This window comes from Bradyrhizobium sp. CCBAU 25338 (genome assembly GCF_028128965.1).
Lineage (GTDB): Bacteria > Pseudomonadota > Alphaproteobacteria > Rhizobiales > Xanthobacteraceae > Bradyrhizobium > Bradyrhizobium liaoningense.
The window spans coordinates 718,902-741,514 of the sequence record NZ_LFKY01000042.1; the positions used below are offsets into that span (position 1 = coordinate 718,902).

At 64.6% G+C, this 22,613-nt stretch carries 23 protein-coding genes; 11 read left to right on the forward strand and 12 right to left on the reverse strand.

Going from position 1 to position 22,613, the window contains the following annotated elements:
* Window positions 1–45 precede the first annotated feature (45 nt).
* The 5 genes from ACM42_RS33220 to trxB all read right to left on the reverse strand — a co-directional run bounded on the left by ACM42_RS33220 (window position 46) and on the right by trxB (window position 3,866).
* A complete protein-coding gene (locus tag ACM42_RS33220; protein WP_162131096.1) occupies window positions 46–192 on the reverse strand; it encodes a hypothetical protein in 147 nt (48 codons plus the stop codon).
* A 128-nt stretch (window positions 193–320) separates the two neighbouring features.
* Window positions 321–470 carry a hypothetical protein gene (locus ACM42_RS33225; protein ID WP_165935876.1) on the reverse strand — a complete coding sequence of 50 codons (150 nt, stop codon included), beginning with the start codon at window positions 468–470 and terminating at the stop codon, window positions 321–323.
* A 153-nt stretch (window positions 471–623) separates the two neighbouring features.
* Window positions 624–1,532, reverse strand: a complete 909-nt coding sequence (locus ACM42_RS33230) for a 4-hydroxy-tetrahydrodipicolinate synthase family protein (RefSeq protein WP_271532153.1) — start codon at window positions 1,530–1,532, stop codon at window positions 624–626.
* Window positions 1,533–1,972: 440 nt separating this feature from the next.
* The gene (locus ACM42_RS33235; protein WP_028178742.1) at window positions 1,973–2,896 is read right to left on the reverse strand and encodes a LysR family transcriptional regulator; all 924 of its coding nucleotides are present in this window, start codon (window positions 2,894–2,896) and stop codon (window positions 1,973–1,975) included.
* Between the two features lie 4 nt (window positions 2,897–2,900).
* Complete coding sequence (gene trxB / locus ACM42_RS33240) at window positions 2,901–3,866, reverse strand: thioredoxin-disulfide reductase (protein WP_271532156.1); 966 nt, start codon at window positions 3,864–3,866, stop codon at window positions 2,901–2,903.
* Between the two features lie 266 nt (window positions 3,867–4,132).
* Between trxB and ACM42_RS33245 the strand changes: the two genes are divergently transcribed.
* The gene (locus ACM42_RS33245) at window positions 4,133–4,612 is read left to right on the forward strand and encodes an Lrp/AsnC family transcriptional regulator (RefSeq protein ID WP_028178740.1); all 480 of its coding nucleotides are present in this window, start codon (window positions 4,133–4,135) and stop codon (window positions 4,610–4,612) included.
* Between the two features lie 258 nt (window positions 4,613–4,870).
* Here the strand turns inward: ACM42_RS33245 and greA are convergent, their stop codons facing one another.
* The 3 genes from greA to ACM42_RS33260 form a co-directional block, all read right to left on the reverse strand.
* Entirely contained in the window at window positions 4,871–5,344 is a 474-nt protein-coding gene (gene greA / locus ACM42_RS33250) for a transcription elongation factor GreA (protein ID WP_027563740.1), read from the reverse strand.
* Between the two features lie 214 nt (window positions 5,345–5,558).
* A complete protein-coding gene (carB, locus tag ACM42_RS33255; RefSeq protein WP_271532160.1) occupies window positions 5,559–9,023 on the reverse strand; it encodes a carbamoyl-phosphate synthase large subunit in 3,465 nt (1,154 codons plus the stop codon).
* A 142-nt stretch (window positions 9,024–9,165) separates the two neighbouring features.
* The gene (locus ACM42_RS33260; RefSeq protein ID WP_271532162.1) at window positions 9,166–10,335 is read right to left on the reverse strand and encodes an MFS transporter; all 1,170 of its coding nucleotides are present in this window, start codon (window positions 10,333–10,335) and stop codon (window positions 9,166–9,168) included.
* 108 nt (window positions 10,336–10,443) lie between these two features.
* Between ACM42_RS33260 and ACM42_RS33265 the strand changes: the two genes are divergently transcribed.
* Window positions 10,444–10,815 (forward strand): ArsR/SmtB family transcription factor, encoded by a 372-nt coding sequence (locus tag ACM42_RS33265; protein ID WP_271532164.1) that lies wholly within the window; start codon window positions 10,444–10,446, stop codon window positions 10,813–10,815.
* A 239-nt stretch (window positions 10,816–11,054) separates the two neighbouring features.
* Here the strand turns inward: ACM42_RS33265 and ACM42_RS33270 are convergent, their stop codons facing one another.
* The gene (locus ACM42_RS33270; protein WP_271532166.1) at window positions 11,055–11,756 is read right to left on the reverse strand and encodes a class I SAM-dependent methyltransferase; all 702 of its coding nucleotides are present in this window, start codon (window positions 11,754–11,756) and stop codon (window positions 11,055–11,057) included.
* 114 nt (window positions 11,757–11,870) lie between these two features.
* Here ACM42_RS33270 and ACM42_RS33275 point away from each other — a divergent pair, with 114 nt between their 5' ends.
* Window positions 11,871–12,392, forward strand: coding sequence for a Dps family protein (locus ACM42_RS33275; protein WP_271532168.1), 522 nt, complete (start codon window positions 11,871–11,873; stop codon window positions 12,390–12,392).
* A gap of 106 nt (window positions 12,393–12,498) precedes the next feature.
* On the opposite strand, the gene ACM42_RS33280 is transcribed toward ACM42_RS33275, so the two are convergent.
* Window positions 12,499–13,020: a hypothetical protein gene (locus tag ACM42_RS33280; RefSeq protein ID WP_271532169.1), complete on the reverse strand. Its 522-nt coding sequence runs from the start codon at window positions 13,018–13,020 to the stop codon at window positions 12,499–12,501.
* 142 nt (window positions 13,021–13,162) lie between these two features.
* Here ACM42_RS33280 and ACM42_RS33285 point away from each other — a divergent pair, with 142 nt between their 5' ends.
* Complete coding sequence (locus ACM42_RS33285; RefSeq protein ID WP_024340377.1) at window positions 13,163–13,378, forward strand: hypothetical protein; 216 nt, start codon at window positions 13,163–13,165, stop codon at window positions 13,376–13,378.
* Window positions 13,379–13,424: 46 nt separating this feature from the next.
* On the opposite strand, the gene carA is transcribed toward ACM42_RS33285, so the two are convergent.
* On the reverse strand, window positions 13,425–14,615 hold the full coding sequence (gene carA, locus ACM42_RS33290; RefSeq protein ID WP_271532174.1) for a glutamine-hydrolyzing carbamoyl-phosphate synthase small subunit: 1,191 nt from the start codon (window positions 14,613–14,615) through the stop codon (window positions 13,425–13,427).
* A 146-nt stretch (window positions 14,616–14,761) separates the two neighbouring features.
* Between carA and ACM42_RS33295 the strand changes: the two genes are divergently transcribed.
* The 7 genes from ACM42_RS33295 (at window position 14,762) to ACM42_RS33325 (ending at window position 20,347) form a co-directional block, all read left to right on the forward strand.
* Complete coding sequence (locus tag ACM42_RS33295) at window positions 14,762–15,472, forward strand: alpha/beta fold hydrolase (protein ID WP_271532176.1); 711 nt, start codon at window positions 14,762–14,764, stop codon at window positions 15,470–15,472.
* A gap of 51 nt (window positions 15,473–15,523) precedes the next feature.
* Window positions 15,524–15,979, forward strand: a complete 456-nt coding sequence (locus ACM42_RS33300; protein WP_271532178.1) for a GatB/YqeY domain-containing protein — start codon at window positions 15,524–15,526, stop codon at window positions 15,977–15,979.
* A 127-nt stretch (window positions 15,980–16,106) separates the two neighbouring features.
* Entirely contained in the window at window positions 16,107–17,243 is a 1,137-nt protein-coding gene (locus ACM42_RS33305; RefSeq protein ID WP_271532288.1) for an epoxide hydrolase family protein, read from the forward strand.
* A 127-nt stretch (window positions 17,244–17,370) separates the two neighbouring features.
* Entirely contained in the window at window positions 17,371–18,981 is a 1,611-nt protein-coding gene (locus ACM42_RS33310; RefSeq protein ID WP_271532180.1) for an acyl-CoA synthetase, read from the forward strand.
* Window positions 18,982–18,990: 9 nt separating this feature from the next.
* Window positions 18,991–19,458 (forward strand): MarR family winged helix-turn-helix transcriptional regulator, encoded by a 468-nt coding sequence (locus ACM42_RS33315; RefSeq protein ID WP_271532182.1) that lies wholly within the window; start codon window positions 18,991–18,993, stop codon window positions 19,456–19,458.
* Window positions 19,459–19,532: 74 nt separating this feature from the next.
* Window positions 19,533–19,901, forward strand: coding sequence for a nuclear transport factor 2 family protein (locus ACM42_RS33320; RefSeq protein ID WP_239621402.1), 369 nt, complete (start codon window positions 19,533–19,535; stop codon window positions 19,899–19,901).
* 2 nt (window positions 19,902–19,903) lie between these two features.
* Window positions 19,904–20,347 (forward strand): hypothetical protein, encoded by a 444-nt coding sequence (locus ACM42_RS33325; protein ID WP_271532185.1) that lies wholly within the window; start codon window positions 19,904–19,906, stop codon window positions 20,345–20,347.
* Window position 20,348: 1 nt separating this feature from the next.
* Here ACM42_RS33325 and ACM42_RS33330 read toward each other — a convergent pair whose 3' ends face one another.
* Window positions 20,349–22,580 carry an ATP-binding protein gene (locus tag ACM42_RS33330; protein WP_271532187.1) on the reverse strand — a complete coding sequence of 744 codons (2,232 nt, stop codon included), beginning with the start codon at window positions 22,578–22,580 and terminating at the stop codon, window positions 20,349–20,351.
* Window positions 22,581–22,613 lie beyond the last annotated feature (33 nt).

A 22,613-nucleotide genomic window follows, 5' to 3' on the forward strand; every position in this document is an offset into this window, starting at 1 on the left:
GCGGACAAGCCGCGCGTTTTGCGTTTCTGCACCGGTGAAGATGAGTTACGCCACCATCAGCATGTAGAACACGATGACCGGCGACAGGGTGAGGATCACCGACCAGATGCCGGCGGCCCAGAGAATGTCCTCGGTGGTAAAGCCCTGCTGTCCGGCGTCGTAATGCGACGCCATTTCATTCTGACTATTCACAAACGCCTCCGCGATTTCTTCGCTTATGGGCGTCAGTGTTAGCGGGGATGTTTTAAGATCCGGATCGCAGCTGCCCCGGCATTTTGAACACAGGTGCTACCGCGGGTTAACCATCCCGCGCGCGTCCGTCAGCCGACCAGCCAGAGGCGAAACAGCAGCACCGGCATCAGGCCGAGCATCACCGCCCAGAACCCGAACGACGACACCACCAGAATTCCCTGCAGGAGATCGGCGGGCGCGAATTGCCGCGCGGCCGTCGGCCGGATGCGATGTCCCATGGTCATTCCCCCTCTGTAGGTCCCGGAGGATAGGCGCGATTGCGTAAACGAGCCGTGGATGCGCCATGTGGCGGGAGCGAAGGCCGTTGATGCGCGGTTAACCACGGGGCGGTGCGCTTACCCTCCCCTGGAGGGGGAGGGTAAGCGAAGCCGCTACGCCGCGACTTTCGTCCGTCGTTCGATCTCGCGATCGATCGCCGCTGCGAGCTCGCTGCTCACTTCAACCATCGGCAGGCGCACTTCGGGGCTGTCGATGAGGCCGCTGCGCCACAGCCAGTACTTCGCCGGCGCGGGGCTCGGCTCGGCGAACAGCAGCCGCGTCAGCTCGGCGACCTCGTTCCAGCGCGCCAGCGCAGCATCATGATTGCCGCGCTTCAGCTCGGCATGGACGGCTGCGAACGTTGCGGTCTCGACATGGGCCGACAGCACGATGCCGCCATCGGCGCCGTCGCTGAGCGCCTCGAAATAGTTGGAATCCTCGCCGGTGAGCACGCGAAAGGCCTTCGGCCTGTCGCGCAGCAGCGCGATCGACTGCTCGCGGCTCGCGCCGCAATCCTTCAGGCCGACGATGTTCCTGTGCTCGGCGAGCCGCAGCAGCGTCTGGTTGGTGATGTTGACGGACGTGCGATAGGGGATGTTGTAGAGCGCGAGCGGCCATGCCGCGTGGTCGGCGAGCGCCTCGAAATGCGCCAGCAGGCCGCGCTGCGACGGCCGCACGTAGTAGGGGCTCGCGATCAGGTAACCGTCGATCGGCCAGTCCGCGGTCTCGTCGAGGCGCTCCTTCAGCCGCGAGGTGTCCGCGCCCGAGAGTCCGAGGCAGATCGGCACGATGCGGCCGCTGGCCGCCATCTCGTCGCGCACCACGGCGACGAGACGCTCGAGCTCGGCCTCGCGCAGCGTCATGCCTTCGCCTGAGGTCGCCCCCAGGATGAAGCCGTCGACGGCTCCCGCGCCGTAGTGCCGCGTCAGCCGCCGCAGCGATCTCTCGTCGAGCGCGCCGCCGTGAAACGGCGTCACCAGCGGCAGCCACAGCCCGCGCAAGTAATCTTCAAGTCCGGTCATGTTCCATCTCCTTCTCGGGAAACCTGAGACGGAGGGCACATGAAAAAACCCCGTCCAGGCGGCGGGGTTTTCGGGATTTGCAGCGATGACGAAGTCAGCTAGTGCGCGCAAAAATCCGAGGTCCCCGAATGGGGGCCTTTTTTCGAATTGGCTGCGCACGACTTCGTGATCATCTGCAAATGATGCGGGGTGTGCCTGGAACTGTCAATACACGCGGAGGGCGAAAGCTCATGCAGACGAAAAAAAGCCGGACCCGAAGGCCCGGCTTAGGTATTGGCCACGTGAGGCCGACACAATCACCTTCCAAGAGGGATTACTGAACTCCCGCGCCACTGGAGGAGGGGGACAAATGCGCAACGCGAAGGCTCAGCGTGCAAACATTATGGGCTCGCCCAGTGTCATGCAGCAACAGCCGAGGCCGCATGTCAGTCATGCGGAAATCAGGACGGCCAGCGTTGCGCCTTGCTCACCACGAAGTCGCGGAACACCTGCACGCGTGCGACCGTCTTCAACTCCTCGGGATAGACGAAGTAGGTGTCGAGCTGGATCGAATCCGACTCGCCGAACAGCTGCACGAGTTTGTTCTGTTCCTCGACGAGATAGTCCGGCAGCGCGGCGATGCCGAGGCCCTGCTGACAGGCGCGCACGAGACCGAGGATGTTGTTGACCTTGAAATAGGCTTCGCGCGGGCCGGAGCCGTTGCGCCCGGCTTCGATCAGCCAATTGCGATTCTGAAGATGCGGCGCGAAGCTGCCATCGCTGAGCGTGATGATGCGGTGGGAGTCGAGCTCCTCCAGCGTGCGCGGCGTGCCGAAGCGCTTGATGTATTCCGGCGAGCAATAGGCGTGGAAGCCCATTGCGAACAGCTTGCGCTGGATCAGGTCCGGCTGCGTCGGCTTGCGGGTGCGGATCGCGACGTCGGCCTCGCGCATCGACAGATCGAGCTCCTCGTCGGTGACGATCAGCGAGATGCGGATCTCCGGATAGAGCGCGGTGAACTCGCCGAGCCGCGGGATCAGCCAGTTGATGCCGACGCCGGGCGTGGTGGTGATCTTGAGGTCGCCGCTCGGCCGCTCGCGGCTGTCGGTCAGCTTGGCGCGCGCCGCCTGCAGCTGCATAAACACGTCATGCGCGGTGCGGAAGAGCAGGTCGCCCTGCTCGGTGAGGATCAGGCCGCGGGCGTGGCGGTGGAACAGCGAGACCGAGAGCTCCTGCTCCAGCGCCGAGACCTGGCGCGAGACCGCCGATTGCGACAGGCCGAGCTGCTCGCCCGCATGCGTGAAGCTGCCCGCTTCCGCCGCCGCGTGAAACACCTTCAGCTTGTCCCAATCCATATCCGTAAATCCGTCGCGTGTTCGAGGCATGATGTTATTCCGCTGCCGCGCGCTCGCTGGCGCGAAGGGCCAAGAAACGTTCGGCTTCGAGTGCGGCCATGCAGCCGAGGCCTGCGGCCGTCACGGCCTGGCGATAGGTCTCGTCGGCGACGTCGCCGGCGGCGAACAGGCCGGGCACCGAGGTGGCGGTCGAGTTCGGGGCGACCTCGACATAGCCCGACGGTTTCAGCTTGACCTGGTCCTTGACGAGCTCGGTCGCGGGCGCGTGGCCGATGGCGATGAAGACGCCGTCGGTCCTCACGTCCGCGAGCGCGCCGGTCTTGACGTTCTTGAGCCGGACATGGGTGACCTTGTTCGGGTTCTCGGTGCCGCAGATCTCGTCGACGGCCGAGTCCCAGATCACCCTGATCTTCGGGTGCTTGAACAGGCGTTCCTGCAGGATGCGCTCGGCGCGGAAGTGATCGCGACGATGCACGATAGTGACCTGCGAGGCATGATTGGTGAGGTACAGGGCTTCCTCGACCGCGGTGTTGCCGCCGCCGACCACGATCACGTCCTTGCCCCGGTAGAAGAAGCCGTCGCAGGTGGCGCAGGCCGATACGCCGCCGCCCTGGAACTTCGCTTCGGACGGCAGCCCGAGCCAGCGCGCTTGCGCGCCTGTGGCGAGGATCACGGTGTCGGCGAGATAGACGTCGCCGCTGTCGCAGGTGAGGCGGAACGGCCGCTGCGCCGTCTCCAGCTTGGTGACCAGGTCGGTGACGATCCTGGTGCCGACATGGACCGCCTGCTTCTCCATCTGCTCCATCAGCCAGGGGCCCTGGATCACGTCGGCGAAGCCCGGATAATTCTCGACGTCGGTGGTGATGGTGAGCTGCCCGCCGGGCTGGATGCCCTGGATCAGGATCGGCTCGAGCATCGCCCGCGCGGCATAGATCGCCGCCGTGTAGCCAGCAGGGCCGGAGCCGATAATGACGACCTTTGCATGAACAGGAGCGGACATTTCGATGGACGCCTTTCACGGGGGATTTGCAGCGCGGGCGCGGAAGGTGCCGGGAGGCCTCGCGGAGGCGCTGAAATATCAGAGCTAATCTAAGCCTTCTGGTGAGCTATGCAAGAATTGCATTCCCTCTCGGCGGATTTTTCCAACAGGGAACAAAAGTCGATTGCGTTGCACGCGCAATAAAATTGCGCTGCCCGTGCCGACTGGGCTATGAGGATTTCGACAAACCATCCAATACCGCTGCAAAGGGCAGGAGTTCCAATCACGTGTCGCGGAACCTAGACGAGATCGACCTGAAGATTCTCACCGAGATTCAGGCCGACGGTCGAATCACGAATGTCGAGCTGGCCAAGCGCGTCGGCATCTCGCCGCCCCCCTGCCTGCGCCGTGTCCGGGCGCTGGAGGAGGAGGGCTACATCCACGGCTATCGGGGCCTGCTCGACGCCCGCAAACTCGGCTTCGACGTCACCGTGTTCGCGGCCGTGCACCTGTCCAGTCAGGCCGAGGCGGATTTGCGCGCATTCGAGGATTTCGTCCGCGCCGAGCCCCTGGTGCGGGAATGCTGGATGCTGTCGGGCGAGGTCGATTTCATCCTCAAATGCGTCGCGCCCGATATGGCGACTTTCCAGGATTTCGTCACGCACCTGACTGCCGCGCCACATGTCCGCAACGTGCGGACCTCGCTGGTGCTGCATAATTCGAAATACGAGGCGGCCGTGCCGCTGGATGTGAAGGGAAGAAGGTAGGGCCCCGATCTCGGCCCCGGACGCAGCGCAGCGCTCCTTCAGCGATGCGCTGCAGAGCTGGGGCCCATCTTACCGCGTGTACCCGTGCTGCCTTCTGGGGCCGGCTCTGCGCCGCAACGCCAAGGGCGCTGGAGCGCGTCGGGGACACGAGAGATGCTGCCGCTCCACATTCCGTCTTAACGAGCAACACGCAGATACGAAAAAGGCCGCGCGGGGCGCGGCCTTTTCGAAACATCGTCGCACGCAGGCGGCAAATCCTTACCGCCACTCCACCTTGGTGATCTCATAGGCCTTGGCGCCGCCGGGCGTGTTGACCTCGACCGAGGCGCCTTTCTTCTTGCCGATCAGCGCGCGCGCGAGCGGCGAGGTGATGGAGATGCGGCCCTTCTTGGCGTCGGCCTCGACCTCGCCGACGATCTGCCACACCGTCTTCTTCTCGGTGTCCTCGTCGACCAGCGTCACAGTGGCGCCGAACTTGATGGTGTCGCCGGAGAGCTTGGAAATGTCGATGATGTCGGCGCGCGCGAGCTTGTCCTCGAGCTCGGCGATGCGGCCTTCATTGTGGGACTGCTCTTCCTTCGCGGCATGATATTCCGCGTTTTCCGACAGGTCTCCGTGCGAGCGCGCCTCCGCGATATGCTCGATGATCCGCGGACGATCCACGGACTGGCGCTGCTTCAATTCTTCCCCGAGCGCGACAAAGCCGGCCTGGGTCATCGGAACCTTTTCCATCGTCTCTCTCGTCCTTCGATCGTGCGCCCCAAACGCGGATGGGCGCCGCAACCTTGATTCGTCAGTGTTTCCGGAGCCCAACGCAGGGACTGCCGGACGTTGACAGATATGGGCTTTTAGCGCCGGAACAGAACCACCACCTGGCCGGACAGTTCCTCCGGCCATTGTGGCTTCATCGCCAATCACTTAGCAGCGGCTTCGCCGGAGCTAGCGATCAGGTTTCCGAAAAGTAGCTCTGCAGGGTACGAACCTCAAGGTCCCCGCCCAAATAGGCGCGGATGCCCTGCGCGGCCGCCACGGCCCCGGAAAGAGTGGTGTAATACGGCACTTTATGCAAGAGGGCCGCGCGCCGCAGCGAACGGCTGTCGGCCAGCGCCTGCGGGCCTTCGGTGGTGTTGAAGACGAGCTGGACGTCCCCGTTGGTGATGGCGTCGACGATGTGCGGCCGCCCCTCCAGCACCTTGTTTACCTTTTCGGTCGGGATGCCCTGGTCGGTCAGGAAGCGCTGGGTGCCCGAGGTCGCCAGCACCTTGAAGCCGAGCGAGTGCAATTCGCGAACGGCCTCGGCGATGCGCGTCTTGTCGCTTTCGCGCACCGAGACGAACACCGTGCCCTTGCGCGGCACCCGCGTGCCGCCGCCGAGCTGGCTCTTGGCGAAGGCCACCGCAAACGAACGGTCGATGCCCATGACCTCGCCGGTCGAGCGCATCTCGGGGCCGAGCACCGTGTCGACGCCGGGGAAACGCGCGAACGGGAAGACCGATTCCTTGACGCCGACGTGCTTGAGCCTGGCCTTCTTCAGCTTGAAATCGGCGAGCTTCTCGCCCGCCATGATGCGCGCGGCGATCTTGGCGACCGGCGTGCCGACCACCTTGGCGACGAACGGCACCGTGCGTGAAGCGCGCGGATTGACCTCGAGCACGTAGATCTCGCCGTCCTTGATGGCATATTGGACGTTCATCAGGCCGATGACGTCGAGGCCGAGCGCGAGCTCGCGGGTCTGGCGCTCCAGCTCCTCGATCATCTTCGCATCGAGCGAGTGCGGCGGCAGCGAGCAGGCGCTGTCGCCGGAATGGATGCCGGCTTCCTCGATGTGCTCCATGATGCCGACGATGAAAGTGTCCTTGCCGTCGCAGAGGCAATCGACGTCGATCTCGGTCGCGTCCGACAGATAGCGATCGAACAGCAGCGGGTTCTTGCCGAGCACGGTGTTGATCTGCCCGGTCTTGTCGTTCGGATAGCGCGCCTTGACGTCGGCCGGCACCAGCTCCGGCAGCGTGCCGAGCAGATAGTCGTTGAGCTGGTTCTCCTCGCGGATGATCTGCATGGCGCGGCCGCCGAGCACGTAGGATGGGCGGACCACCAGCGGCAGGCCGAGGTCGGCGGAGACGAGCCTCGCCTGCTCGACCGAATAGGCGATGCCATTCTTCGGCTGCTTGAGACGAAGCTTGTCGAGCACGCGCTTGAAGCGGTCGCGGTCCTCCGCAAGGTCGATGGCGTCCGGCGAGGTGCCGAGGATCGGCACTTCGGCGGCCTCCAGCGCACGCGCCAGCTTCAGCGGCGTCTGGCCGCCGAACTGCACGATCACGCCGTGCAGCGTGCCCTTGCTGCGCTCCTTCGCGATGATCTCCAGCACGTCCTCGGCGGTGAGCGGCTCGAAATAGAGCCGGTCGGCGGTGTCGTAATCGGTCGACACCGTCTCCGGATTGCAGTTGACCATGATGGATTCGTAGCCGGCGTCATGCAGCGCGAAGCAGGCGTGACAGCAGCAATAGTCGAACTCGATGCCCTGGCCGATGCGGTTGGGGCCGCCGCCGAGAATGATGACCTTCTTCTTGTCGGACGGCGCGCTCTCGTCCGCCGGCGCGCCCGCAAACGGCGCCTCATAGGTCGAATACATGTAGGCGGTGGGGGAGGCGAACTCGGCCGCGCAGGTGTCGATGCGCTTGTAGACGGGGCGAACGCCGAGCGCGTGCCGCTTTGCCGTCACCTCCGCTTCCGTCGTCTCGGCGAGCACGGCGAGGCGTGCATCGGAGAAGCCCATGGCCTTGAGCGTGCGCATGCCGAAAGCGTTGCCCGGCAGGCCGTTCTTGCGGACCCTCTCCTCCATGTCGACGATGCCGCGCATCTCGCCGAGGAACCACGGATCGATCTTGCAGGACTTGAAGATGTCCTCGTTCGACCAGCCGAGCCGCATGGCCTGGGCGACCTGGAGCAGCCGGTTCGGCGTCGGCGTGCCGAGCGCGGCGCGGATCGCGTTCTTGTCGTCGTCGCGGCCGAGGCCCTCGATCTCGATCTCGTCGAGGCCGGTCAACCCGGTCTCGAGCCCGCGCAGCGCCTTTTGCAGGCTTTCCTGGAAGGTGCGCCCGATCGCCATGACTTCGCCGACCGACTTCATCGACGTGGTCAGCGTGGTCGAGGCGCCCGGGAATTTCTCGAAGGCGAAGCGCGGCACCTTGGTGACGACGTAGTCGATGGTCGGCTCGAACGAGGCGGGCGTGGCGCCGCCGGTGATGTCGTTGGCGATCTCGTCCAGGGTGTAGCCGACGGCGAGCTTGGCGGCGACCTTGGCGATCGGAAAACCGGTGGCCTTCGAGGCCAGCGCTGAGGAGCGCGACACGCGCGGATTCATCTCGATGACGACCATGCGACCGTCTTCGGGATTGACGCCGAACTGCACGTTGGAGCCGCCGGTCTCGACGCCGATCTCGCGCAGCACCGCCAGCGAGGCGTCGCGCATGATCTGGTATTCCTTGTCGGTCAGCGTCAGCGCCGGCGCCACCGTGATGGAATCGCCGGTGTGCACGCCCATCGGATCGAGGTTCTCGATCGAGCAGACGATGATGCAATTGTCGTTCTTGTCGCGCACCACCTCCATCTCGTACTCTTTCCAGCCGAGCACGGATTCTTCGATCAGCACTTCGTTGGTGGGAGACGCATCGAGGCCGCGTTCGATGATGTCGAGGAACTCTTCCTTGTTGTAGGCGATGCCGCCACCGGTGCCGCCCATGGTGAAGGAAGGGCGGATGATCGCGGGCAGGCCGATCTCGGACAGCGCCATCATCGCCTGTCCGAGCGCATATTCCTGATAACGCTTGCGCCGGTCGCCTTCGCCGAGAGTCCATTGCCGGTCGAGCTCTTCGAGCGCCGCGCCCGACAGCTTCTCGCGTTCGGCGTGGTATTTGTCGCGGAACGACTTCTTCAGCTCGGACGCGTTGGCGAGCCGCGACTTCGGCGTCTGCAGCCCGATCTTCTCCATGGCATTGCGGAACAGCTGGCGGTCTTCGGCCTTGTCGATCGCGTCGGCGGTGGCGCCGATCATCTCGACGTCGAACTTCTCCAGTGTGCCCTGGCGGCGCAGCGACAGCGCGCAGTTCAGCGCGGTCTGTCCGCCCATGGTCGGCAGCAGCGCGAAGCCGCCGGGAATGACGTGACGTTCCTTCTCGATGATCTTGGCGACGATCTCGGGCGTGATCGGCTCGATATAGGTCGCATCGGCCAATTCCGGATCGGTCATGATGGTGGCCGGGTTGGAATTGACGAGGACGATGCGATAGCCCTCTTCCTTCAGCGTCTTCACCGCCTGGGTGCCCGAATAGTCGAACTCGCAGGCCTGGCCGATCACGATGGGACCGGCGCCGATGATCAGGATGGTGGTGATGTCTGTACGTTTGGGCATCAACTCTCGCCGAAGTGGAATTTTGGCACAAAAAAAGGGCGCGCTGCTGCGCGTCCCTTTGGCCGAGAGCGCGGTGGTCTCCCTCGCGCGCGGGTGGGTCTTAGACCAGTTTTAGAGGCGGCGAAACCCCGAAAAATGCCCATCAACCGGCAATTTTGACGGGTTTGGGCCGGGCTTGCCAGCCACGGGCGAGGTGCACCAGGAGCGAGGCCGCAACGCTCGTTCCGCCGATCCAGCCGAGGTCGGTCGATGAGAGGGTCGCCAGCACCGCGCCGCCCAGTGCTCCGCCGATGGCGAAGCCGAGATACATCGACGAGGCGTTGAGCGAGAGCGCAATCATCGAAGCCTGCGGCTCGATCCGGATGATGCTCGCGAGCTGGGCCGGATAGAACGCCCATCCCGAGAGGCCCCAGAGGAAGATCGCGCCCAGCACCGCGTAATGCGCCTGTCCCGGCATCAGCTTCAGGATCAGCGAATGCAGGATCAGGGCACCCGCCATGCCGGCGAGCCCGAGGCCTGCGGTGGCGAGCGTGCCGAGCCGGTCGGCCAGGACGCCGCCAAGCATGTTCCCGATCGCCGCCGCGCTGCCGAACACCAGCAGAGCGAGGCTGACTTGCGAGGCATCGAAACCGAGCCCGCGCAGCGGGACCGCGAAATAGGTGAAGACAGTGAAGCCGCCCAGCGCCCACAACATGGTGATCAGGAGCGCGACCAGAACGTGGCTGTGGCGCGCCACCGCCAGCCGTTCGCTGAGCGAGGCCGTATTGCGGGGCAAGCCCTTGGGCAGGCCGAGCAGCAGGCCGGCGAGCGCGACCGCGCCGATCAGGGCGACCATGGCAAAGGTCGCGCGCCACCCGAGCAGGCTGCCGACGAGATTGCCGAGGGGAACGCCGATCACGGTCGCGACCGTCATCCCCGAGGTGACCAGCGCCACCGCGCGGCCGCGGCGCTCGGGCGCGGCGACCGCCACGGACACGGCCATTGCCGTCGGCATGCAAAGCCCCGAGCCCAATGCCATCAGCATCCGCGAGGCCAGCAGCAGGACGTAGTTGGATGCGACCATCGCCGCGAGGTTGCCGGCGATGAACGTCGCCAGCGCCAGGGCCAGCACGGTGCGGCGGTCGATGTTGTTCAGCGCCACCGCGAGGATCGGCGAGCCCACGGCATAGGTGAGGGAGTAGGCGGTGACCAATTGGCCCGCGGCCGAGACCGAAATCGAAAGGTCGGTGGCGATTGCCGGCAAAAGTCCTGCAATGACAAAGCCTTCAGTGCCGATCGCAAAGGCTGCGAGGGCCAGCCAGAACACGCTCATTGGGAAAGTCTCATGTTCAACGTTTATTGAACTATTCGACGTCGTGGTCCAGGAGTCAATTGGTTCAAGAACTATTGAACATAACGGCCGCTTCGCTATGATCGGGACATGAGCCGTACACCTCTTCATCCGACCCGGGAGCAGATCGAGCTGCCGATGGTGCTGGATTGCCTGAGCGATCCGATCCGGCTCGCCATCGTTTACCAGCTCGCCGAGCAAGAACGTGTCAGCAGCGAGCTCTGTTGTGGCGATTTCAGCGGGCTGGGTGGCAAGTCCAACCTCGCCTATCACTTCGCCAAGCTGCGCGAATGCGGGCTGATGCAGACGCGCCTGGCCGGAACCAACCGGTTCATGCGCCTGCGCCGCGAGGATCTGGACGCGCGTTTCCCCGGCCTGCTTGACGCCGTGATCAGCTCCGCAGCCAGGGATGCGGACCGGCTTCAGCTGTTGTCTGGGTGTAACGTGGTAAAGGTGGATTGAGGCTGAGCGGATTGCCGACACAGGCCCGGCTTCGCCCCTTCGGGCTTCGCCGCGGCAGCCTTCGCTACGAGAGGGCTTGCCGAGCCGAAGCTGCGTCAGCAGCGAAGGCTGGAGACCCGGCCTGGATTTGAACCAGGATGAAGAGCGATGCACCGCCCCCGCGTAGACACTTCCGCCACCGGGCCATCCGGATTATTCCCGATCGGCATGCGACAAGCTACCACGGCTGGTTTTTATGCTTAACGGACCAGAGGCGGCCGCGCGATGAAGGTCATGCGCCAGCGATTGTGGCCGATATTGCTGCGGGCGCGCTGGACCGCGAATCCGGCCGCCTTCAGCCTGGCGGTGATCTCGTTCTCGCTGTAGCGCTGGAGCCCGATGCGCGAGCGCAGCTGGCGATAATCCGACAGCGCGGTGCTGATCAGCCCGATCAGCGCGTCTTTCAGGAAGCCATGGCGCAGGGCGAAGCCGAGCAGCGCCATCACGTCCCTGACCATGCCGACATTGGGCTGGAGAATGTCGCCGAGCACCAGCTTGCCGGAGGGCTTCAGGATACGGCGGATGTTGAGGAGGGCGACATCGAGCTCCTCCGGCGTCATGTATTGTGCGACCGAGTTCATCACGACGAGGTCGATCGACTGGTCCTGCATCTTGCGGATATCGTCGAGCGAGCGGACGCGGATCTTGGTGTTCGGGGCAAACCGCGCGATCAGCCGCCCACGCACACCCGGCGCGGGCTCGGCCAGGATCAGCTTGCCGCAGGCGGCCGCGACCTCGCTCGCCGACAGTGCTTCCCCACAGGCATAGTCCAGCACCGTCGCATCGGGCGAGGGGATGTAGCCGATGATGTCCCGCGCAATGATCTGGAAATGCAGGTCGCGATGCAGCTTGCTGACATAGATCGTATGCGTCGAGTCGTAATAATCGATCCAATCGTCCATGCTATTCGAAGATCCCGGCCAAGCGGTTCCGATGGAGGAACCGGCGCTGCCCGCCTTGCGTTAGGGGTGCGACGGCGCGCCGTCAATGTCCGCGTCCTAACAGGAAGGTTTCCCGTGAGCAAAACCAGCAAGGTCTCGCCCGATCTCGATACCCCTACTGATCTGTCGTCCGATGGGGTCAAGAAGGTCTCGGAGGCGCTCAACGTGCTTCTGGCCGACGCGTTCGCGCTTTACCTCAAAACCAAGAATTTCCACTGGCACATCAGCGGCCGGCATTTCCGCGACTACCATCTGCTGCTCGACGAGCAGTCCGACCAGATCTTCGCCACCACCGACCAGCTCGCCGAGCGCGTCCGCAAGATCGGCGGTACCACGCTGAAGTCGATCGGCCAGGTCGCAAAGCTCCAGACCATCAAGGACAACAACGAGGACTACGTCCCGCCGCGCGAGATGCTGCGCGAGCTGATGCAGGACAACAAGCACGTCGCCGCCGCGATGCGCAAGGCGCATGAGGTCTGCGACGAGGCCGGTGACGTCGCCAGCGCCAGCATCCTCGAAAACTTCATCGACGAGACCGAGCGCCGCACCTGGTTCCTGTTCGAGGCGACCCGGCAGGAAGGTACCAACGAGGCGTAGCAGGGATGTGTCGGGCGGGTTAGCCGACGGCGTAACCCACCACGTCTGTCTCGGCGGAATGGAAGAGGTGGATTACGCTTTCCACCTTACGGCACCGCGCCCGCAGCTACCGCCACAGCCGCATCAGCGCCCCGTCCTTGCCCGTCACGGGATCGGCGGGCGGCAGTGCCACGTTTGGAATCGTCTTCAGCGCCCTGGCGTGGTTCTCGGGCGTCGCCCGCGTGATCTCCATCTTCGATCCCGGCGGGTAAGCGCCGATCACGCAGAAATCATCGCTCGCCTTGATGCACTGATGCCCGGTGCCGGCCGGCAGGATCGCGACGTCGCCGGCCTTGATCTGAAGCTCCTGGCCATGATCGCCGCCGAAACGGACGCTTGCACTGCCACGCGCGACGCCGAGCACCTCGTGCACCGTCGCGTGATAATGCAGATAGTCGTAGACGCCGTTGCGCCACGTCCCGCCCCAGCCGTTGCCTTCGAACAGGTCTTCGATGGTCTCTTCCGGATGCTTCGGATCGAGCTTCACCGCGCCCTGGTAGACCAGGAACGGGAGGATGTTGTTCGGCACGAGGCCGTCGTCTTCGAAAACGATGGCGAGCGGCTCGGCATTGTCGCGGACGACGGACATGGGGGGGCTCCCACTGGCAACGGGCTGGAATCAAGAGGGTGCAGGCCCTCTTGTTCCTCACTCCATACGCCGGCTTGACCGAGATCAAGGCGCTGGCGGCCATTGGCGGGCACGCAGATCAAAGCGAAGGAGAGGGAACGCCATGTACGCATCCGACGTTGCGCAGCGTCATTTCTCGGCGGCCGTCGACGAGGCGGAGACAGCCGGCCTCGGGCACGAAGCGGTCTGCCGGGCATTGCTCAATTTGGTGATTTCGAAATATCTGGAGACGAGGTCGGTCGCCGACATCCAGGCGGAGCTGCGCTTCATCGCCGAGAACTGCGATCCCGACACGGACTTCATGTTCATGCGTCCGTGACGGAGCCGGGCCTCGGCGGACTGATCCGCCGGGCGGTCTTGTCGCCTTACGCGCTCTTTCTCTGCCGCATCAGGTCGGCAAAGCGCTTGAACAGATAGTGCGAGTCGCGCGGGCCCGGTGAGGCCTCGGGATGGTACTGCACCGAGAACACCGGCTTGCCATCGAGCTGGATGCCGCAGTTGGACCCATCAAACAAGGAAATGTGGGTCTGCGTCGCGCCCTTCGGCAGCGTCGTCTCGTCGACGGCAAAACCGTGATTCATCGAGGTGATCTCGACCTTGCCGGTGGTCTCGTCCTTGACGGGATGATTGGCGCCATGATGGCCCTGGTGCATCTTCTTCGTCTTGGCGCCGACGGCGAGGCCCAGCATCTGGTGGCCGAGGCAGATGCCGAAGGTCGGCGTGCCCGACTTGATCACGTCCCGGATCACGGGCACGGCATACTTGCCGGTCGCGGCCGGATCGCCCGGACCATTGGACAGGAACACGCCGTCCGGCTTCATCGCCAGAATGTCCTCGGCTGAGGTCGTTGCCGGCACCACCGTCACCTTGCAGCCGACCCCGGCGAGCAGGCGCAAGATGTTGCGCTTGATGCCGTAGTCGATCGCGACGACGTTGAATTCCGGCTTCTCCTGCCGGCCAAAGCCTTTGTCCCACACCCACGGCGTCTCGTCCCAGGTGAAGCGCTGGCCGGAGGTGACCAGCGGCACGAGATCCATGCCCTCGAGGCCCGGCCATTCGCGCGCTTCTTCCTTCAGGCCATGCAGGTCGAACTCGCCGGTCCTGGAATGCGCGATCACGGCGTTGGGCATGCCCTTGGAGCGGATCAAGGCGGTCAGCGCGCGGGTGTCGATGCCGGAGAGACCGATGATGCCGCGCGCCTTCAGCCAGCCGTCGAGATGCTTGGTGGCGCGATAGTTCGAGGGATCGGTGATCGCGGTGCGGAGGATCACGCCGCGCGCGCCCGGCGTCGCCGCCATGTTCACCGTCTCGATGTCGTCCTCGTTGGTGCCGACATTGCCGATATGCGGGAAGGTGAAGGTGATGAGCTGTCCGGCATAGGAAGGATCGGTGAGGATCTCTTCGTAGCCGGTCATCGCGGTGTTGAAGCAGACTTCACCGACGGCGTGGCCTTCGGCGCCGAGACCGAAGCCCTCGAGCACCGTGCCGTCGGCAAGCACGAGGAGCGCGGTCGGTTTATGGTCCGGCCAGGCGGTATCGTTGTCATGTTGTGTCATGAGCCCGCTTCATAGTCTCCGCAGGCGCCGCCGTCAAAGCGGAGAACCGCCGATTCACATGCGTTTTTGCATATTTGACAGCCCGTCTCGGGCACTTAAGCTCGGCGGCACAATTTCCGGCAATTTCCTGGGCTTGCGAGGCAATAATGGACCAGACCACCCCGATTCTGCTGGTTCCGGGGCTGGCCTCCTCGGCCCGGATCTACGCCCCGGTGATCCCGGCGCTATGGCGGTTTGGCCCCGTGATGATTGCCAACCACATCCGCGACGACAGCATCGCGGCGATCGCCCGCCGCATCCTCGCCGAGGCGCCGCCGCGCTTCGCCCTCGCCGGCCATTCCATGGGCGGCTACATCGCCTTCGAGATCATGCGCCAGGCGGGCGAGCGCGTGACCAAGCTCGCGCTGATCAACACGCAGGCGCGGCCCGACACGCCGGAGGCAACCGCGCGCCGGCACGCCCAGATGGAGCGCGCCAGGCGCGGCGAACTCCGCGCCGTCCGCCAGGAGAGTTTTCCGGAGCTCGTGCATCCGTCGCGGCGCGATGATGCCGATATTCTCGCGCTCGTGCATGCGCAGGACGAGGACGTCGGCGTCGAAGGCTATCTGCGGCAGCAGACCGCGATCATCGCACGGGTGGATTCGCGCCCGACGCTTTCAGCCATCAAGTGCCCGACGCTGGTGCTGACGGGCGATACCGACAACACCATCCCGAATGCGCTCTCCAAGGAGATGGCCGAGGGCATCGCCGGCGCCAGGCTCGTGATCCTCGATCGCTGCGGGCACCTGCCGCAAGCCGAACAGCCGGAAGCGACAGTGCGGGCGCTCGCCGAATGGCTCGGAACCGAGGTTGTCTGAAGGCCACGAACGGCCTAGATCAGGCGTCGGATATTCGAAGGGATCACGATCATGCTGCGCGACGACATCAACAATGCGGTCAAGGAGGCCATGAAGGCCAAGGACGAGCGCAAGCTGTCCACGCTACGCATGGTCAACTCGACCATCAAGAATGCCGACATCGATGCCCGCGGCAACGGCAAGCCGCCGCTGTCGGACGCCGACATCCTCGCCGTGCTGCAGAAGATGATCAAGCAGCGCCAGGAGGCGGTCGAGCTCTACGACAAGGGCGGCCGCGCCGAGCTTGCCGCGCAGGAGCGCGAGGAGATCGCGGTGATCTCGGCCTACCTGCCGAAGCAGATGTCGGAGGATGACGTGAAGAAGGCGATCGCGGACGCGATCGCTGAGATCGGCGCCGCCGGCATGAAGGACATGGGCAAGGTGATCGCCGTGCTGCGTGCGAAATACGCCGGCCAGATGGATTTCGGCAAGGCCAGCGGCTTGGTCAAGGCGGCGCTGTCGGGCTAAGTCGTCATTCCGGGGCACGCGTAGCGTGAACCCGGAATCCATCGCGCTGCTGAGTCCGTTGCTTAATGGATTCCGGGCTCGCGCTACGCGCGCCCCGGAATGACAAGAAGAACAAGGGAGGCAACCGATAAACGCCATCAAGTCGTTTCGCATCGACATCGGCGACGACATCCTCTCCGATCTCAAGTCACGCCTCGTCCGCACCCGCTGGCCGGATGCTGAACTCGTCGACGACTGGAGCCAGGGCGCTCCGCTGAAGTGGATCCAGGAGATCTGCACCTACTGGGCCAACGATTACGACTGGCGGGCCCGCGAGGCAAAACTCAATCGCTTCGAGCAGTTCACCACCGAGATCGACGGGCTCGACATCCACTTCATCCATGCGCGCTCGAAGGAGCGGTCCGCGCTGCCGCTGATCATCACCCATGGCTGGCCGGGCTCGATCGTCGAGTTCCAGAAGGTGATCGCGCCGCTCACCGATCCGGCCGCGCATGGCGGCAATCCTGCCGACGCCTTTCACGTGATCTGTCCCTCGCTGCCGGGCTTCGGCTTCTCGGCCAAGCCGAAGACCACCGGCTGGGGCGTCGACCGCATCGCGGCGGCCTGGGCGAAGCTGATGGACCGGCTCGGCTATGCGCGTTACGGCGCGCAAGGCGGCGACTGGGGTTCGGCGGTGACGACCTCGCTCGGCGCACAGGATGCCGAGCATTGCGCCGGCATCCACATCACGCTCGCCTTCAATGCGGCGCCCAAGGTCGAGGGCGAGCCGACGGCGGAGGAGAAGCGCGCTCTCGCCGGCCTCAAGCACTATGTCGATCTCGATTCCGGCTACTCCAAGCAGCAGTCAACGCGCCCGCAGACGCTCGGCTATGGCCTCGCGGATTCACCGAGCGGGCAGGCGGCCTGGATCCTGGAAAAATTCTGGGCCTGGACCGACTGCAACGGGCATCCTGAGAACATTTTCAGCAAGGACGAGCTCCTCGACAACGTCATGCTCTATTGGGCGACGCAGACGGCGACCTCCTCGGCGCGGCTCTACTGGGAGAGTTTTGGCAAGCGCCGCACCACGCCCGTGGTGAAGGTGCCGACGGGCGTCGCGGTGTTTCCCAAGGAGATCATCACGCCGGTGCGGCGCTGGATGGAGCCGAACTTCCCGGACATCACCCACTGGAGCGAGATGGAGAAGGGCGGTCATTTCGCCGCCTTCGAGCAGCCGGAGCTGTTTGTGCGCGATGTCAGGAAGTTCTTCGCGACGGTGCGATAGCTCTCTCGCTGTCATTCCGGGGCGACGCGCCAGCGTCGAGCCCGGAATGACGTCGCGGGGCTTGTCCCGTGCGTTCGCAGCCCTAGACTGACGAGAACAACAAGACACCGGGAAACGATTCAAGCCCATGCTCACCGAAGCAAAGACCTATGACGAGCTCTATCGCAATTTTCGCTGGGACATCCCCGCGCGCTTCAACATTGCGGAAGCGTGCTGCGATCGCCATGCTGACGGCACGGGGCGGCTTGCGCTGATCTATGTCGACGAGAGCGGCGCCACCAGCCGCACCTCCTTCGACGAGATCGCCGAGATGTCGCGCCGCTTCGCCAATGTGCTGAAGGCGGACGGGCTTTCCCGTGGCGACCGCGTCGCGGTGTTCCTCTCGCAGTCCCGGGAATTGCCGATCGCGCATATGGCGGCGTTCCGCTCCGGCATGATCTCGATCCCGATGTTTGCGCTGTTCGGAGAGGACGCGCTGGAATTCCGCCTGTCGAATTCGGAGGCGAAAGCCATCGTCACCGACGAGGGGGGCTGGGAGAAGCTCGCAAAAATTCGCGATCGTCTGCCCGACCTGAAGACTGTCTATGTGGTCGGCGGGCGCGCGCCGGCGGGAACGACATCGTTCTGGGATGCGGTGAAGGCCGCATCGCCCGACTTCGCGCCGGTCGACACCTCGTGCGATGATCCCGCGCTGATCATCTACACCTCGGGCACGACGGGCAATCCGAAGGGGGCGCTGCATGCGCACCGCGTCGTGCTCGGCCATCTGCCGAACGTGGAGATGTGTCACAACTTCCTGCCGCGCCCCGGCGATCTCATGTGGACGCCGGCGGACTGGGCCTGGATCGGCGGGCTCATCAACGGCCTGTTCGCGTTCTGGTATCATGGCATTCCCCTCGTCGGTCACCGCGCACGCAAATTCGAGCCGCAGGCGGCGATGCAGATGATGGCCGATCTTTCCGTGCGCAACGTCTTCCTGCCGCCGACCGCGCTGAAGCTGATGCGGCAGGCCGGCGTGAAGCACTCCGGCGTCAAGCTGCGCAGCATTTTTACGGGGGGCGAGTCGCTGGGCGGCGAATTGCTCGGCTGGGTGCGCGAGACGTTCGGCATCGACGCTCATGAAGTGTTCGGCCAGACCGAGTGCAATCTCGTGATCGGCAGCAACTCGAACCTGTTTCCGATCCGGCCCGGTTCGATGGGCAAGGCGACGCCGGGCTTCGATGTCCGCATCGTCAACGACAAGGGCGAGGAATTGCCGCGGGGACAGCGCGGCATCATCGGCGTGCGCCAGCCATGCCCCGTCACCATGCTCGAATATTGGCGCAATCCGGAGGCGACGGCGAAGAAATATGCCGGCGAGTTCCTGCTGACCGGCGATCTCGGCGTGCAGGACGAGGACGGCTATTTCTGGTACGTCAGCCGCGAGGACGACGTGATCACCACCGCCGGCTATCGCGTCGGGCCGTCCGAGATCGAGCACACGCTGATGAAGCATCCGTCGGTGGCAATGGCAGCGGTGGTCGGCATTCCGGATCCGATCCGGACCGAATCTATCAAGGCGTGGATCGTGCTGCGGCCCGGCTTTACCGGCAGCGACACGCTCGCGCGCGAGATCCAGGAGTTCGTCAAGGTGCAGCTCGCAGCCCACGAATATCCGCGTTTCGTCGAGTTTGCCGAGACGCTGCCGATGACGGCGACCGGCAAGGTGCTGCGGCGCGAGCTGCGGGCGAGAGGCTAGCTTCCTGCGATGGCAAAGGCGCCTCAAGCCGCGGGACTCCACCGCGCCTCACTGACGAAGCTGCACGATCTGGATGCGGCGCTCGAGCTCATGTATTACGGCTGGCGCGGGATGACGCTGGAGGCCGACGCATATCTTGCGAAGCAGGGCCTGTCGCGTCCGCACCATCGTATCCTCTACGTGGTGGCGCGCCGGCCCGACATCGCGATCGGCGCGCTGATCGAGATCCTCGGCATTTCCAAGCAAGCCCTCAACCGGCCGCTCAATCTGCTGGTGGAGCGCAAGCTCCTGACGTCGAAGCGTTCGCCCGAGCAACACCGCTCGAAATTGCTGCGCCTGACGGAAGCGGGGCGGCGCATCGAGCAGCGGGCCTCCGACCACGAGCGCAAGGTGCTGCGCGAGGCGTTCGATCGCGTCGGGGCGTCGGGTGCGGCCGGGTGGATGGGCGTGATGGAGGCGATCGCCGACAACAACTGACGGAATTCTCAAGTCAACATGATTGACATGAAGCGCGGGCTTTGCCACTTTCCCTGCCAGGGAGGATCCGTGTCATGAGCGGACAGGCAATGAGCCGCGCGACTGCCGAAGGCTTTGTCGCGGCGTGGTGCGCAAATTGGTGCAGGGTCGACATCGACGCGGTCGTCGCGCATTTCGCCGACGATGCGCAGATGCGCAGCCCTCTCGCTCTCACACTGACGGGTTCTCCTGTCGTCACCGGCGCCGAGAACATCCGTGCCTACTGGCGGAAGGCCTATGGCCACGTCGAAAGCGCTGACCTGAAGATCCTGAGCTGGAGCTGGGACGAGGCGATCGCGCGCCTCACGGTGTGGTGGCAGCTGGGCGACACGCGCGCCAGCGAATTCATGGATTTCGACGATGCCGGCCGCGTCGTACGCAGCGAAGCCTTCTATGGAAAATGACGATGCACGTTTCTGATTTCGTTCTGCTTCTCAACACGCTCTGGTTCGTCGGCGCTTTCATCCAGTTCAGCATCGCGCAAGCGAACACGTTGAAGATCCTGCTGCCGCGGGAAGAGCGCAGCAATCCGATCGCGCCGACCCTGGCGGCCAGCGTGGCGTTCCTGGGCGGGATGAATCTGCCGATCGGGCTGCTGTCGCTCTATCTTCTGGCCGCCCGTCCATCCTTCTTCCAGCCGAGCGAAGCGCAGCTGGCGCTGTTCCTGTTCTTCGCCGCCTGCCATTTCAGCCAGTTCGCCTATAACGTTCCGGTGCTGATGCGCGGAGGCCGCGTCGGGGTGGCCTACTGGCCCGTGTTGAAGGGCCCGATGCTCCGGATCTTCGTCATCGACGCGGCCCTGTTCGCGGCGAATCTCGGCGTGGCGCTCCAGCTCGCAATCGGCTCCTGATCTACCGCGACGGCTCCGAGAGGGCGGCCCGCAGCATCGCAGCAAGATCCTTGCGCCGGAACGGCTTGTTCAGAATGCGGGCGTCGCCGATCTGGTCGGGCGTCCTGACGGGACTCTGGCTGTAGCCGGAGGTGAAGAGAACCTTGAGACCAGGCCGCAGGCCGGTTGCCTGCCTCGCCAGCTCCGGTCCGAACACGCCGCCGGGCATCACGACATCAGTGAATAGCAACTGGATGTCTCCGGGCTGGCGCAGCACATCCAGCGCCGCCGGCCCGTTCGATGTCGCGATGACGCGATAGCCGAGCGTCTTCAGCTCGTTCTCGACATAGGCTCGCACCATGTCGTCGTCCTCAACGACGAGAATCGTCTCGTAGCCGTCGGGTGCGATGACCTGCTCTGCCGGCAGCGGTTCCTCATTCGGCGGCGTCGCGAGGCGGGGAAAGAACAGCCTGACGACGCTGCCTTGACCCGGTTCGGATTGCATTTGCACAAGTCCGCCGGATTGTCGCACAAACCCGTAGACCATGCTGAGGCCGAGACCGGTCCCCTTGCCGACCTCCTTGGTGGTGAAGAACGGTTCGAACGCGCGCCCCAACACCTCGCTGCTCATGCCGGTCCCCGTATCCTGCACAGCCAGCATGACGTAGTCGCCTGGCCGCGGCTCGCCGTTGACGTCGAGGTCGGATTCACCGAGCGAGATGTTTCGTACCTCGACCATCAGCTTGCCGCCGTCGGGCATCGCATCGCGCGCGTTGAGCACGAGGTTGAGCACGGCCGTCGCCAATTGGCTGGGATCGACGCTGGCGAGCCATAGATCCGGCGCGATCGTGAAGCTGCAGTCGATGTGCTCGCCCAGGGTCCGCCGCAGAAGCTGCTTCATGCCGGTCACCTGCTCGGCGATGTCGATCTCTCGCGGTCGCAGCGGCTGCTTGCGCGCGAAGGCGAGCAGGCTCCGCGTCAGGTCGGAACCGCGCTCGGCGGCGGTCGCAATGTCGTCAGCGATCCGCTGCAATTCCTTGTTGCCCGCGAGCCTGTGGGCGAGGTGCTCCGAGTTGCCGAGAATGACGGTCAGGAGATTGTTGAAATCGTGCGCCACGCCGCCGGTGAGCTGGCCCATGGCTTCCATCTTCTGGGATTGGCTGAGCTTGTGGCTGAGATCCGCGATGGCGGCGCGCTGCTGCTCGAGCGATTCGGCCGTGCTGTTGAGCAGGCTCATCAATCCGCCGAGTTCGCCGCCCGGGTGGGGCTCCGGAATGCGCGCGCTGAGATCGCCACGCCCGAGACTCTTGGCCATGGCGGCGAGCCGTCCGACCTGGCGCCCGACGCTCACGGTCGCAAGGATCCAGACACCGGCGAGCAACAGAAGCGAAGCCACCGCAAGGATTGCCATGTCCTCCAACAGCCGGCGATTGGCCGCCGCCACCAGTCCGTCCTTGGATCGTCCGACCAGGACGTAGAGGCCGGCCTTGCGGATCGAAGGTGAGCGGGCAACGGCCCAGATCTGTGTGCGGCCCTCGCGGTCGCTCACCTCGCGAAACGGCTCGCGATCGGGCGCTGCCGCAAAGCGGAACAGGTCGGAACCAGCAATGGATCCGCCGACGGGCTCGCTCCAGCCGCCGCCCTTGGGGGCGACCAGCACCGTACCCTTGGCGTCGATCAGCAGGATGTCCTTCTCGGCGAGCAGCCGTTTGTCGTGAAATTCTGCGAACTTGTTGAGGTTGAATGACGCGAGCAGCACGAATTTCAGTGCACCCGCCTCCGATCGCACGGGATAGGCGATCTGCAGCACCGATAGTCCGGTGAGCCGGCCGAACACCGGCTCCACGGCGACGACGCCATGAAGACCTTTCACCTGCTTGAAATAGCCGCGGTCATTCAGGTCGAGCGTGCGGTTGGTCCGCAGCGAGTCGCAGAACAGACGGCCGTCGGGATCGATGGTCAGGATGCCCGTGAACTGCGGATATTCTTCGCGGACATCAGACAGAAATGCTGAGCACGCCGCCTTGTCGCGCGTGTCGAGATCCCGGGCACGGGCGAGCCCATAATGAAGCTGGGCGGTGCCCTTGATCTTCTCGTCCAAATCGCCCGCGATGTCGTCGGCGGATGCGACCAGATTGGCCAGCGCCGCGTCGATCTCACTGGCCCGGTTCTGCACAAAACGGAGCCCGACCAGGATCGCCGGCACGAGCATGGCCGCGATGACGAGGATCAGTAACCGGGTACGCAGGCTCATCGGTGGGCGATCGGCTCTCAGGCGAGGGGGCTC